The following is a 12,640-nucleotide window of genomic DNA, read 5'->3' as shown; positions in this document are numbered from 1 at the left end:
TTATAGGACACGCCCAGAGCACAAGTCAACACGCTCGATGAAGTTTTTTTGACGGACCGGATTTCTCTTTTCCCAACCCCGCAAAGCCCGCTCGGAGACCGCTTTTCTCACGTTTCTGACGGGGTCCCGGATTGGCCTGACTGGGCGCCAAGGATCATTCCGCGCAATCGGTCCTGTTGCGATGCAAAGTTTTTCGTCGAAATGGCTCCACCGCGCCTTCGAACGCCCAGCCTCCCGAGCCGCGGCCTTCGGCAGACGAAAGGCCGGCGGTATCCGGCGGCTTAGGGTACGCGCTTGCGCGTGCGCGCTCCGGGCGCCGGCCATTTCCCAAAACAGCCGCAATCTCCCAGCACAAGAGATCGTCCACGGCTGAACGGATTGATTCCGGCTTCCGGCACGGGCATGGTCCTGGCGCACTTTCGTCAGGATGCGCTCAAGGCGCCTTCGCCGCAGCGGAGGTTGCCATCGAGGTTTCGAGACAGCCCGCAAGAAGCAGCCGCCACCCCATGAACGCCCATCCCGAGTTCGCACAGCCGGTCGAGCCGCTTGCCCCCGAGGCGGCGGCCCTGCTGGTCGACCTCGGCATCGAGCCGCCGATCCAGCCCGGGGATTCGCGCCAGCAACCATTGGACCGCCGCGGCGTCTCGCTGCGCTGGCTCTTCGCCTGCGCCCTCGTCGGCTCCTGTGGTGCCGCCCTGCTCGGCGCGGCGATCCTGGTCGCGATGCGCGGCGATACCAGTTATCCCGAGCAGCCCGAGACTGTCGCCATCCGCGCCTCCTCGGCCGCAGGCGATGGCGGCGGAGCGCGCAAGGCCGACAAGCTGGTAGCCGACCAGCCGGTCATGTCGGCGCGCCATACGCTGAAGGCGCCGATGTCGCAGCGCGCCGGCAACCGCGAGGTCATTCGCGTCCGCCCCTTCGTACGTCTCGCCTCCAACTTGTCGCTGACCACCGGCGTCTATGCCACCAACATACCGCCCTTCAATCCGCTGCGCCTCTTCGCCGAGGGCGGGCAGCCCGAGGAGCGCTATGCCGAGCCGGCCCAGGACATGCCGGATGCCGACGTCACCATCGTCAAGCGCGATCTCAGCGACCTGACCCTACCCTCCGGCAAGCCCCAGCTCAGCGACGCCGAGGTGATTTCGCAGGTCGAGGAAGAGCGCGCCAACCTGGCGAATTCAGGCCGCCAGCGCGCCCTGCCGATCCCGCCGCAATTGATGCTGAGCCGCACGCTGACCGGCACGGCGACGCCGGGCACCGACATCCTCGCCTATGCGCCCGCGACGGACACCCGCTTCTCCGGCATCGAGGTTCGCGTCGTCCCGGAGAACGTCACCAACGCGCCGAAGACGCCGATCCCCGCCTCGCGCGAGCCGCTCGTCGAGGACAAGCTGCTGATGGCCAAGCGCGGCGAGAATTTCGAGCAGGTCATGCGCGGCGCCGGCGTCGCGCCCGAGCAGATCCGGACGATGATCGCAGCCTTCGGCGGCAAGATCCGCACCTCGGCTCTGCCCGACGGCCAGGTGCTGCAGGTGCTCTATGCACCGGGCCCTCGCCCCGTCGATCCCCGGCAGATCATGCGCGTCTCGCTGCTCAGCAACGGCCAACCCGACGGCACCATCGCGATGAACGACAAGGGCGCCTTCGTTCCCGTCGACCTGCCGCGCCAGGATGTGGCCGGCCCGCAGAAGCCGCAGCGGCGCAACACCGAGGATGGCGACGAGGATGAGGACTCCGGCGGCGCCCGTCTCTATGAGAGCCTCTACGAGACCGGCGCGCGGCACGACCTGCCGCGCCCGCTGATCGACGAGCTGGTCCGCATCTTCTCCTACGATCTCGATTTCCAGCAGCGGGTCCATGGCGGCGACAATCTGGAGGTGATCTTCACCGAAGAGGACGAGAGCGAGCGGGCCGAGATCCTGTCCGCAACCCTCACGGTCAATGGCGAGACGCGTCGCGTCTTCCGCTATCAGGCCCCGGACGACGGGCTGATCGAATATTTCGACGAAGAGGGCAAATCGCTGAAGAAGTTCCTGCTGCGCAAGCCGATCGCCGATGGCGAGCTGCGCTCCGGCTTCGGCATGCGCTACCACCCGATCATGCGCTATTCGAAGATGCATACCGGCGTCGATTGGTCGAACCGGATCGGCACGCCGATCCTGGCCGCCGGCAACGGGACCGTCCTGGAAGCCGGCTGGTCGTCCGGCTATGGCAAGCACACGGTGATCGAACATGCCAACGGCTACGTCACCACCTATTCGCACCAGTCGAATTTCGCCAACGGCATTGTGAAAGGCGCCAAGGTGCGGCAGGGCCAGGTTATCGGCTATCTCGGCTCGACCGGCCTCTCGACCGGTCCGCACCTGCATTACGAGGTCAAGGTCAACGGCAATTTCGTCAATCCGATGAAAATCCGCGTGCCGCGCGGGCGCGAGCTGCAAGGCCCGACACTGGCCGAGTTCAAGCGCCAGCGCGACGAGATCCGTGGCTTGATCGAGAAAGCCGGCGGCACGCTCGCGCAATTGCGCTGAGCGCATGACCGCGGAGCGTTCGGCCGCTCGTCACGCCCCCGCGGCTTGACAGGGCGCGCGCAAGCGGACACCGCGGAAGCAGGTGTTTCTCTCGCGCGAGTTCAGAAGCCATGCTCGCTTCCCTCCTCGTCGTCCTGCCCGTTTTCGGGCTGATCGGCCTCGGCTACCTCGCGCGCTGGACCAAGCTGCTGCGCGAGACTACCGGCGAGGGCCTGTCGGATTTCGTCTTCGTCCTCGCCGTGCCCTGCCTGCTGTTCCGCACGCTGGCCAAGGCCGATATCCCGGTGACGCAGCCCTGGGGTTACTGGATCGCCTATTTCGCCGGACTTGCCGTGGTCTGGGCGCTGGCGATGGTGATCGCCGCCAAATTCTTCGCCCGAAAGGGCCCGGAGCTGGTCGTTTCCGGTTTCGCCGCGGCCCAGTCCAACACCGTCTTCGTCGGCGTTCCGATGATCCTGAAGGCCTATGGCGATGCCGGTGCCGTGCCCCTCGGCCTGCTGCTCGCCATCCACTTGCCGGTCACGATGACGGTCGCGACCCTGCTGGCGGAAGGGCGTTCGGCCTCGATCCCACTGCTGATCAAGCGCCTCTTCACCCATCCGATCATCATCGGCATCCTGCTCGGCTCGGCGGTACGTCCCTTCATTGCGTATATTCCTGAGCCAGCCTGGACGCTGGTCGATCTGCTCTCCGGCGCGGCCGTCCCTTGCGCGCTGATCAGCCTGGGCATCGCCATGCGCCGCTACGGCCTCGAATCCGGGCTCGCCCTGCCGACGGTGCTGAGCGGCCTGAAGCTCGGCCTGCATCCCCTCCTGGTCTATTGGCTGGCGACGCGGGTCTTCGAGATGCCGGCGCACTGGTCCGGCGTTGCGGTGCTCTTCGCCGCCTGCCCTTGCGGGATCAACGCCTATCTCTTTGCCGAGCGCTATCGGCAGGGCGTCGCCGACGCATCGAGCGCGATCACGCTCTCGACCCTGCTTTCATTGTTCTCGACCGCGGCCTGGCTGACTTTCCTCGGCGTCGGCTGAATAGGTCAGACGAAGCCGAGCCGCTGGCGAATATCCGCCGCGGTGATGCCGCTTTCCCGCAAGGCCGCGAGGCTTTGCGAATCCCGGCTCTTGGCGAGCTTCTGCCCTTCGTCGTCGAGCAACAGGCGATGGAAATGATAGAGCGGCGTCGGTAACCCGAGCAGGCTCTGCAGCAGGACATGGACATCCGTCGCGGCTTCCAGGTCGCGGCCGCGCACGACATGGGTCACGCCCTGCAGTGCATCGTCGACGGTGACGGCAAGATGATAGCTCGTCGGCACATCCTTGCGGGCGAGCACGACATCGCCCCAGCGCTCCGGCGCGACGGGAACGGGATGCTCGCCGCCCTCCAGATCGAAGACCGTGTAGCTCAACGGCTGCCCGGATGCGGTGATCGCCGCTGCCATGTCGAGCCGCAGCACATGCGGCTCCCCGGCCCCGACGCGACGCGCCGCCTCACGCGGATCGAGCCCCTTGCACAGGCCGGGATAGAGCGGCGCGCCATCCGGATCGACCGGCCAGAGCCGCCCGGTCTCCGCCTCGCGCACAGCGACCACGTTGCGGATCTCCTGCCGCGAGCAGAAACACGGATAGATCAGCCCGCGCCGGCGCAGGCTCGCAAGCGCCGCCGCATAATCCTCGAAATGGGTGGATTGCCGGCGAAGGCCCGGCTCGAACCGGATACTGAGCCAAGCGAGGTCTTCCTCAATACCCTCGACGAATTCCGGCCGGCAGCGCGTCAGGTCGATATCCTCGATCCGCAGCAGCAGGCGCCCGCCGAAACGCCGCGCGAGCGCCTCGTTGGTCAGGGCCGACAACGCATGACCGAGATGGAGGCGGCCGTTCGGGCTCGGAGCGAAGCGGAAAACCGGCCTGCTGGTATCGGGGGGAGCGGACGCCATCTCTTCTGTCTAGGGATTGCGCGCATCTACGCCAAGCGGCTCCCTGCTGACGAAAGCCGTCGCCTCTGCCATCGATATCGGGATCATGATCGAGAGAATCACATCAAACGCCGATCTCGAGGAAGGGATGGCCGCGCTGGTCGCCCTTCACCCGGATTGGCAGCCCATCGTCGCGCGCACCGGCTTGCCGCCGCTCAGGTTGCGGGAGGGCGGCTTTCCCGGCCTCGCCGCGATCATCGTCTCGCAGCAATTGTCGGTCGCCAGCGCGCGGGCCGTCTGGAACCGCTTCGCCGGCGTCTTCGTGCCGCTGACGCCCGAGCGCGTGCTGGCCGCGACGGATGACGATATGCGCCTGTCCGGCCTGTCGCGGCCGAAGCAGCGCACCTTGCTCGCGCTCGCGACCGCGCTGGTCGAAGGCCGCTTCGCCTTCGAGACGCTCGATCACGCCTCGCCCGAGGAGGTTCATGCGCAGATGACGTCGATCTCCGGCATCGGTCCCTGGACGGCCGATGTCTATCTGCTGTTCTGCCTCGGACATCGCGACGGTTTCGCCGCCGGCGATCTCGCCATCCAGGAAGCTGCCCGCCACGCCTTCGGCCTCACGGCTCGCCCGAAGCCGGCCGAGCTCCAGGCCATGGCGGAGGCCTGGCGGCCCTGGCGCGGCGTCGCCGCGCGGCTGCTCTGGGCCGATTACGCCCTCCTGAAGCGCCGCGAGGGCATCAACGCCTGAGGCGCCGGCGATGGCACGCTGTCTCTGCGTGGAACCGCGGGTCATCCCGGACGCAGCGAAGCGGAGATCCGGGATCCATGCCGAAACTTTGATCGGCGACGCTCCGGAATGGATCCCGGGTCAAGCCCGGGATGACGGCGTGTTTCCTCGTAAAAGCGAGAGGCGAGGGGACGCGATCTTGGATCAGCTCCGCGTGATCTTCAGCGCCGCCTGCGCGGCCGCCTTCAGCATCCCGGAATCGCTCATCACCGTGACCATGCGCGCACCCATGGCGAGGCCCTGCTTGGCGCGCTCCGCCGTCGCGCAATAGAAGGCCACCGGCTTGTTCACCGCCGAGGCGCGGGCGACGACATGCTTGAGCGCTTCGTCGACCTCGCGCGCGGTGGCATCGACCTTCGCTCCGCCGGAGAGCGCAATCGACAGGTCGGACGGCCCGACGAACAGCGCATCGATCCCGTCCAGCGCCAGGATGTCGTCGACGATCGCCATCGCCTCGCGCGTCTCGATCATCGCGAAGGTCATCGAGAAGCTGTTGGCGGCCTTGAGATAGCTGTTCTGGTCGAGACCGGAAGCGCCGAGGCCGCCATAGCTGCCCCAGCTCCGCTCGCCCATCGGCGGATACTTGGCGTAGGCAGCGAAGCGGCGCGCGTCCTCCATCGTGTTGATCATCGGCGCGATGACACCGGAGACGCCGCTGTCGAACAGCTTCGAGACATTCTGGAACTCGCCCACCGGAATGCGCCCGATCACGGGCTTGCCGGCGGCGTTGATCAAGGGAATGGCGCGGATGACCTCGGCCAGAGTGATCGGCCCATGCTGCATGTCGAGCGTGATCGCGTCGAAATCCTCCTGCGCCAGCGTCGCCGAGACGGAAGGATCGGGCAAGCCGCACCAGGCCGAGACGATGCTGTCCCCCTTGGCGAAGCGATCGGCGAGGGAGGACAGGACGGTGGACTTGGCCATGATGTGTATCCGTTTCGGGCCGCGCTTCGGACAGGGGCGGCGGCCGACGCAGGTTGCCCCGCGCCCGCCCTGAAATGCAAACGGGCGCCCATGCGCCCGTTTCAGAGACGTCCTGCGTCAGCCGGGATGCGCCCGGCCGCAGAGTCTTACCGGCCTGCCTGGATCTCGTCGGCGGCCTTGATCAGCAGCTCGCTCATCACGGTCCGGATTTCGGTATCCGCGACGACGATGCCGGCGAGCGCGAAGTCGTTCTTGACCTTGCGCACCACGTCCTCGTCGCCGGCTTCCTCGAAATCGGCCACGACCACCGACTTGGCATAGGCCTCCGCCTCGGCGCCGCTCTTGCCGAGCTTCTCGGCAGCCCAGAGCCCGAGCAGCTTGTTGCGCCGGGCGGTCGCCTTGAAGCGCAGCTCCTCATCATGGGCGAACTTGTTCTCGTAGGCGTCCTTGCGCTGGTCGAAAGTCGTCATGCGGCGTCCATGTCCTTTCAGAGAGTGTACCACCCAACCATATAGGTTGCCGGCAGGGCGAGGGCCAGCCTCGATCGCCGTCTTCAGTGGTCTTTAAGCGTCCGCAAGCCTCCAAACGCCGATTTGTTGCGTTTACGGCGCAGACACTCCATATAGCAGGCGCGAGGGCGCCTCCGGTTCCCGCGCATGCAGTTGGCACCGTTGTCGCCACTGGATTCGTGCGAGGCGAGTCCGGCAGGCCGGCGGCACCGGACAAGAACAGATCAGGGGCCAGATCCCGCCGCGACCCCATCGCGTCCAGAGAAGGGCCGACCTTTGGATTTCCTCAAGCCACGGTACATACCCATGAATCGCCGCCGTCGCATTTACGAAGGCAAGGCGAAGGTCCTCTATGAAGGACCCGAGCCCGGTACGCTGATCCAGCATTTCAAGGATGACGCCACCGCCTTCAATGCCAAGAAGCATGAAGTGATCGACGGCAAGGGCGTGCTCAACAACCGCATCTCCGAGCACATCTTCTCGAATCTCAATGATATCGGCGTGCCCACGCATTTCATCCGCCGGCTGAACATGCGCGAGCAGCTCATCCGCGAGGTCGAGATCATCCCGCTCGAAGTCGTCGTGCGCAACATCGCCGCCGGCTCGCTGGCAACCCGCCTCGGCCTCGAGGAAGGCACGCAGCTGCCGCGCTCGATCATCGAGTTCTATTACAAGAACGACGCGCTGAACGACCCGATGGTCTCGGAAGAGCACATCACCGCCTTCGGCTGGGCGACGCCGCAGGAGATCGACGACATCATGGCGCTGGCCATCCGCGTCAACGATTTCCTCTCCGGCCTCTTCCTCGGCGCCGGCATCCGCCTCGTCGACTTCAAGATGGAGACGGGTCGCCTCTGGGAAGGCGAGATGATGCGCATCGTCGTCGCCGACGAGATCAGCCCGGATTCCTGCCGTCTCTGGGACATCAAGTCCAAGGACAAGCTGGACAAGGACCGCTTCCGTCGCGACATGGGCGGCCTGATCGAAGCCTATTCGGAAGTCGCCCGCCGCCTCGGCATTCTCGGCGAGAACGAGAACCCTGGCCCGACCGGCCCGCGCCTCGTGAAGTGAGCGCCATCGCCGTGCCATTGTTGCCCATGAGACGGGAGCGCATGCGCTCCCGTTTTCATGTCGCGACCTTGGCTCTCATCGGCAGCCTCCTGCTTGGCGCCTGCTCGCATCATTTCGGGCCGGGCATCGCCGACCTGCCGGCCTCGCAGGGCTGGCAACCCCTGCCGATCGGCTCCTGGGTGCTGAATGAGGGGCTGGAAGCCCGCTCGATGGTGTTCTGCCCGCGTGAAAGCTGCGCGCGCCAAGGCTTTGCTGCCGTGATCGCCCTTGAAGGCGCGCAGGCCCGCGACATGGAAAAGGCCCTGTCGGAAAGTCCAGCAAGCCTCGGGCGAGCTTTCGCTCAGCTTGCAGCGGCAAAGGCTGCCGAACGCCGCAAGGCCCAGCGCAAGCTGAAGAAGAAGCCGGAAGCGAAACCGGAAGGCCGCAGCATGACGGATGTCGCTCGCATCGATTCAGCCGAGGCCAAAGGCGTGCTCGTCACGATCCGCTCGCTCGACACCGCGAGTCGCGAGGCGGTCACCGCGATCCTCTACGGGCGCGAGGCCGATCGTCTCGTCGTCGCACTCGGCGTGAGCGAAACCGCCGAAGCCGCTCGCCGCGACGCCGAAGCCGCCTGGCGCAGTCGCTGATTCACGTGAAACGGCGGGAAACGGTTGAGCCCGGCCCGATTCGCCTCTAAAGCACCCCGTAACAATCCGCGTCCGGAGATCCCCATGAAAGCCCGCGTCACCGTCACCCTGAAGAACGGCGTGCTCGACCCGCAGGGCAAGGCGATCGAAGGCGCGCTGAAGTCGCTCGACATCGCCGGCGTCGAGTCGGTGCGCCAGGGCAAGGTCTTCGACATCGAGCTCTCGGGCTCGGACAAGGCCGCCGCAGAGGCCGCCCTCAAGGCCGCCTGCGAAAAACTCCTCGCCAACACCGTGATCGAGAACTATCGCGTCGAGATCGGAGCCTGAGCGATGAAAGCCGCCGTCATCACCTTTCCCGGCTCCAACCGTGACGGCGACGTCGCCAAGGCGCTGAAGCAGGCCGGCGCCGAGGTCCTCCATGTCTGGCACGGCGATACCGAATTGCCTGATGGGACCGATCTCGTCGTGCTGCCGGGCGGCTTCTCCTATGGCGACTATCTGCGCACTGGCGCCATCGCCGGCCGCGCCCATATCATGGACGCGACCCGCGCCCATGCCGCCCGCGGCGGCTATGTGCTGGGGATCTGCAACGGCTTCCAGATCGCCTGCGAGGCGGGACTGCTGCCCGGCATCCTCGTGCGCAACGCTCATCTGAAATTCGTCTGCAAGCGCCAGCACCTCAAGGTCGAGCGCAACGACACGGCCTTTACCCGCGCCTACGCCAAGGGCCAGGCCATCGATGTCTGCATCGCTCATGGCGAGGGCAACTACATCGCCGATGCCGAGACGCTCGCCCGTCTCGAAGGCGAAGGCCTCGTCGCCTTCCGCTATGCGGATGCCGAGGGCAACGTCACCCCGGCGGCGAACCCGAACGGCTCGCTCAACAATATCGCCGGCATCTATTCGCCCGGATTCAACGTGCTCGGCCTGATGCCGCACCCGGAAAACCTGATCGATTCGCTGGTCGGCGGCACGGATGGGCGCGGGTTGTTCCAGAGCCTGGTCGGTTCCAAGCGCGCGGCCTGAGACAGCGTCATTCCGGACAAGCCGCGAAGCGGCGCCGATCCGGAATCCATGCAGAGTACGACACCCTATGATGGATTCCGGGTCTCCCTTCGGTCGCCCGGAATGACGAAACGGGTCATGAGCTGCTCGGGTCAAGCCCGAGCATGACGGCGGCTTAACGCCCCTTCAGCGCCCGCTGCAGCAGCTTGCTCGCCGCCATCTGGTCGAGCGGACCGACATGCTTGTCGAGGATATGGCCGTCCGGCCCGATGACGAAGGTCTCGGGCACGCCGTAGACGCCCCATTCGATCGCGCCGCGCCCCGCCTGATCGACCCCGACCGCCGAGAACGGGTTGCCGAGCGCGCCGAGGAAACGCCGCGCATTCTCGGCCTCGTCCTTGTAGTTCATCCCGACCAGCGCGACCTTGCCCTGCTTCACCGCATCGGTCTCGGCGAGCCCCATCAGCACGGGATGCTCGACGCGACAGGGCGCGCACCAGCTCGCCCAGACATTGACCAGCGTCGGCTTCCCCCTCGCGAGGTCGGCATTGCCGAAAGCGGGCACGGACTTGCCGTCCCGCTGCAGCCCTTCGAGCGGCGCGAGCGTGATCGCCGGGGCGACACGACCGATCAAAGCGGAGGGAACCTTGCTCTTGTCGCCGGTAAACAGCCCGACGGCGAAAACGATGGCGAGCCCGCCGAAGATGATCAGCGGCGCGAGGAAGACCAGCGGCGAACGCCGCCGCGGCGCGGGTTCGACCTGGCTCATGCCATCTCCCGGCCTGAGCGGCGGCCGGCGCCGCGGCGCTCCAGCGCATCGAGCGCCCGCTTCTGGGCAGCGTGATCGCGCAGGATCGCCAGCGTCAGACCGGCGAGAACGAGCGCTGCGACACCATAGGACGCCAGGATGAAGCCGGCATGCGGCCCGATGCCGTCGAGAAGCCCGCTCATGCCGGCACTCCCTGAGCCGCCAGCCGGTCGAGCCGTTCGGCCTCGAGGATCGTCAGCGTCCGCACGCGCCGGCGCATGATTTCCGCGCGCATCGCGACCATGTGCAGCGCCAGCGCGAACAGCGTGAAGCCGATCGCCAGGATCAGCAGCGGCCAGAGCATCGAGGGGTGGATCGTCGGCCCGCCCATGCGCAGCACGGAGGCCGGCTGGTGCAGCGTGTTCCACCAGTCGACCGAGAACTTGATGATCGGCACGTTGACGAAGCCGACCAGCGTCAGGATGGCAACGGCACGCGCCGCGCGCGAGGGATCGTCGAGCACCCGCCAAAGCGCGATGATGCCGAGATAGATCAAGAGCAGCACCAGGACCGAGGTCAGGCGCGCGTCCCAGACCCAATAGGTGCCCCACATCGGCTTGCCCCAGAGCGCGCCGGAGACCAGGCAGATCAGCGCGAAACAGGCCCCGATCGGCGCCGCCGCCTTCTGCGCGACATCGGCCAGGGGATGGCGCCAGACCAGCGTGCCGAGCGCCGAGAGCGCCATCATCGAATAGAACATCATGGCGAGCCAGGCGGCCGGCACATGGATGAACATGATGCGGATGGTCTCACCCTGCTGGTAATCGGCGGGCGCGCTGAACCATGCGAGATAGAGCCCGACAGCGATGAGCAACGCCGCAATGGCCGCAAGCCACGGCAGCAACGCGGCCGAGAAGCGCATGAAGCGCGTCGGATTGGCAAGGTCGATCAGGCTGGCCATGATGCCGGCGATGTCAGTTGCGGGAGCTTGAGCGCCATGGCGGAAGCTTTAGCAATCTCGACGGGTTCCAAGCAATGGATGCTGCGGGGCTGCGACATCACGAACCGGAGGGGCACCGTTCAATCGGCCGATCGCAGCGCCGCAGCAGCCGCGACCGTGCCGACCACGATCGCGCCCAGCGAGATCGCGCAGAGGATCAGGAACGGCGTCAGGAAGGGCACGGTGCCTCCGACGGCCGCGTTGGCGGCGGAAACGCCGAAGATCAGCACCGGTACCGTCAAGGGCGCGACCAGCACCGGCACGATCAATCCGCCGCGCCTCAAGCTTGCGGCCAGCGCCGCCCCGCCCGCCCCGATGAAGCTCAAGGCCGGCGTGCCGACCAGAAGCGTCGCGACCAGCGGCAATACGCCCTCTCCCGGCAGTGCCACCAGCAGGCCGAGCAGCGGCGAGACCAGTGCCAGCGGCAGCCCTGTCGTCAGCCAATGCGCCAGCCCCTTGGCCAGAACGGCGAGCTCCAGCGGCAGGGCCGAGGCACGGATCAGGTCGAGCGAACCGTCCTCCTCGTCGCTCTGGAACAACCGGTCGAGCCCGATCAGCACCGAAAGCAACGCGCCAAGCCAGAGGATCGCCGGCCCGATCCGCGAGAGCAGGTTGAGATCGGGACCGAGCGCGAAGGGCACGAGCACGACGAGCGTCAGGAAGAAGACGAGCGCAAGCTCGCCCCCGCCCCCGGCCCGGCCTGCGACCGCCAGATCGCGCTTCAGGATGGCGAAGAAGGCGCGTCTCACGGCCCGATCCTGACTTCGCGCGCGCCCTCGATCCCGAGCGGGCCGTGGGTTGCGGCCAGGATCGCGCCGCCTTGGGCCAGATGATCCCGCATCAACCCGGCAACCATCGCCTGCGAGGCCGTGTCGAGTGCCGAAAGCGGCTCGTCGAGCAGCCAATAGGGACGGCGCGACACCAGAAGCCGCGCCAACGCCACCCGCCGCCGCTGCCCCGCCGACAGATAGCCGGCCGGCAATTCCGCGGCATGGCCGAGCCCGACGACAGCCAACGCTTCGTCCGGCGTCGCGGCGGCGTTCCCCAGCACATCCTGTGCGAAGGCGAGATTCTCGCGGGCCGTCAGCGCCGTCTTCAGCCCATCGCGGTGGCCGACCAGATGCGACATCTCCGCGAGATCGGCCTCGTCCTCGGCACCCTCCAGCCGGATGCTCCCGCCATCGGGCCTAAGTCTCCCGCAGAGCATGGCGATCAGGCTCGACTTGCCGGCGCCGTTGCGGCCGGTGAGTGCGATCGCCTCGCCAGATTGCAGCGTGAAGCTCAGCCCTTCGAAGATCAACCGGCCGCCGCGACGGCAGGCGAGATCTTCGGCGTAAAGGCTGGTCGGAGGGAAGGAAGCGGGTTTCAAGCCAGCGCTGCCGCGGATGCGTTCGAGCTCATTTCGTTCATCTAGCGCGCTTCTTGGAATTGCTCTATAGAACCCGCGGCTACGCCGCACGCCGATCCGGCGCGGGGCTCGGGCACTCCCGAGGCGGCGCGCGCGTCATGCGCATTAGGCCTTCG

15 protein-coding genes are annotated in these 12,640 nt (G+C 66.8%); 7 read left to right on the top strand and 8 right to left on the bottom strand.

Features of this window, described 5'->3' with window-relative positions:
• Nucleotides 1-506 precede the first annotated feature (506 nt).
• On the top strand, nucleotides 507-2,531 hold the full coding sequence (locus Q0Q02_RS14770; RefSeq protein ID WP_293810499.1) for a M23 family metallopeptidase: 2,025 nt from the start codon (nucleotides 507-509) through the stop codon (nucleotides 2,529-2,531).
• 110 nt (nucleotides 2,532-2,641) lie between these two features.
• Nucleotides 2,642-3,559, top strand: a complete 918-nt coding sequence (locus tag Q0Q02_RS14765) for an AEC family transporter (protein ID WP_293810498.1) — start codon at nucleotides 2,642-2,644, stop codon at nucleotides 3,557-3,559.
• Between the two features lie 5 nt (nucleotides 3,560-3,564).
• On the opposite strand, the gene gluQRS is transcribed toward Q0Q02_RS14765, so the two are convergent.
• Complete coding sequence (gene gluQRS / locus Q0Q02_RS14760) at nucleotides 3,565-4,461, bottom strand: tRNA glutamyl-Q(34) synthetase GluQRS (protein WP_293810497.1); 897 nt, start codon at nucleotides 4,459-4,461, stop codon at nucleotides 3,565-3,567.
• 85 nt (nucleotides 4,462-4,546) lie between these two features.
• Here gluQRS and Q0Q02_RS14755 point away from each other — a divergent pair, with 85 nt between their 5' ends.
• On the top strand, nucleotides 4,547-5,191 hold the full coding sequence (locus Q0Q02_RS14755) for a DNA-3-methyladenine glycosylase (RefSeq protein WP_293810496.1): 645 nt from the start codon (nucleotides 4,547-4,549) through the stop codon (nucleotides 5,189-5,191).
• A 183-nt stretch (nucleotides 5,192-5,374) separates the two neighbouring features.
• On the opposite strand, the gene Q0Q02_RS14750 is transcribed toward Q0Q02_RS14755, so the two are convergent.
• Together Q0Q02_RS14750 and Q0Q02_RS14745 are read right to left on the bottom strand one after the other, a co-directional pair.
• Complete coding sequence (locus Q0Q02_RS14750; RefSeq protein WP_293810495.1) at nucleotides 5,375-6,154, bottom strand: aldolase/citrate lyase family protein; 780 nt, start codon at nucleotides 6,152-6,154, stop codon at nucleotides 5,375-5,377.
• Between the two features lie 146 nt (nucleotides 6,155-6,300).
• Nucleotides 6,301-6,624, bottom strand: coding sequence for a DUF1476 domain-containing protein (locus tag Q0Q02_RS14745; RefSeq protein ID WP_293810494.1), 324 nt, complete (start codon nucleotides 6,622-6,624; stop codon nucleotides 6,301-6,303).
• A gap of 315 nt (nucleotides 6,625-6,939) precedes the next feature.
• Between Q0Q02_RS14745 and purC the strand changes: the two genes are divergently transcribed.
• The 4 genes from purC to purQ all read left to right on the top strand — a co-directional run bounded on the left by purC (nucleotide 6,940) and on the right by purQ (nucleotide 9,389).
• Nucleotides 6,940-7,734, top strand: a complete 795-nt coding sequence (gene purC / locus Q0Q02_RS14740) for a phosphoribosylaminoimidazolesuccinocarboxamide synthase (protein ID WP_293810493.1) — start codon at nucleotides 6,940-6,942, stop codon at nucleotides 7,732-7,734.
• A gap of 41 nt (nucleotides 7,735-7,775) precedes the next feature.
• On the top strand, nucleotides 7,776-8,363 hold the full coding sequence (locus Q0Q02_RS14735) for a hypothetical protein (protein WP_293810492.1): 588 nt from the start codon (nucleotides 7,776-7,778) through the stop codon (nucleotides 8,361-8,363).
• Between the two features lie 84 nt (nucleotides 8,364-8,447).
• A complete protein-coding gene (purS, locus tag Q0Q02_RS14730; RefSeq protein ID WP_061966532.1) occupies nucleotides 8,448-8,690 on the top strand; it encodes a phosphoribosylformylglycinamidine synthase subunit PurS in 243 nt (80 codons plus the stop codon).
• A 3-nt stretch (nucleotides 8,691-8,693) separates the two neighbouring features.
• Nucleotides 8,694-9,389, top strand: coding sequence for a phosphoribosylformylglycinamidine synthase subunit PurQ (purQ, locus tag Q0Q02_RS14725; protein ID WP_293810491.1), 696 nt, complete (start codon nucleotides 8,694-8,696; stop codon nucleotides 9,387-9,389).
• Between the two features lie 154 nt (nucleotides 9,390-9,543).
• Here the strand turns inward: purQ and Q0Q02_RS14720 are convergent, their stop codons facing one another.
• The 5 genes from Q0Q02_RS14720 to ccmA all read right to left on the bottom strand — a co-directional run bounded on the left by Q0Q02_RS14720 (nucleotide 9,544) and on the right by ccmA (nucleotide 12,485).
• Nucleotides 9,544-10,137 (bottom strand): DsbE family thiol:disulfide interchange protein, encoded by a 594-nt coding sequence (locus Q0Q02_RS14720; protein WP_293810490.1) that lies wholly within the window; start codon nucleotides 10,135-10,137, stop codon nucleotides 9,544-9,546.
• Nucleotides 10,134-10,319: a heme exporter protein CcmD gene (ccmD, locus tag Q0Q02_RS14715; RefSeq protein WP_293810489.1), complete on the bottom strand. Its 186-nt coding sequence runs from the start codon at nucleotides 10,317-10,319 to the stop codon at nucleotides 10,134-10,136. Before ccmD ends, Q0Q02_RS14720 begins: the two co-directional genes overlap by 4 nt.
• Nucleotides 10,316-11,077 (bottom strand): heme ABC transporter permease, encoded by a 762-nt coding sequence (locus Q0Q02_RS14710; RefSeq protein WP_293810488.1) that lies wholly within the window; start codon nucleotides 11,075-11,077, stop codon nucleotides 10,316-10,318. Before Q0Q02_RS14710 ends, ccmD begins: the two co-directional genes overlap by 4 nt.
• 119 nt (nucleotides 11,078-11,196) lie before the next feature.
• A complete protein-coding gene (ccmB, locus tag Q0Q02_RS14705; protein WP_293810487.1) occupies nucleotides 11,197-11,865 on the bottom strand; it encodes a heme exporter protein CcmB in 669 nt (222 codons plus the stop codon).
• Nucleotides 11,862-12,485, bottom strand: a complete 624-nt coding sequence (gene ccmA, locus Q0Q02_RS14700; protein WP_293810486.1) for a heme ABC exporter ATP-binding protein CcmA — start codon at nucleotides 12,483-12,485, stop codon at nucleotides 11,862-11,864. The genes ccmB and ccmA overlap by 4 nt, the downstream gene beginning before the upstream one ends.
• Nucleotides 12,486-12,640 lie beyond the last annotated feature (155 nt).

Source organism: uncultured Allobosea sp. (assembly GCF_945956895.1).
Taxonomy (GTDB): Bacteria; Pseudomonadota; Alphaproteobacteria; order Rhizobiales; family Beijerinckiaceae; genus Allobosea.
Note: the sequence above shows the minus strand (reverse complement) of the source record. Positions and strands in the feature narration are given on the sequence as shown.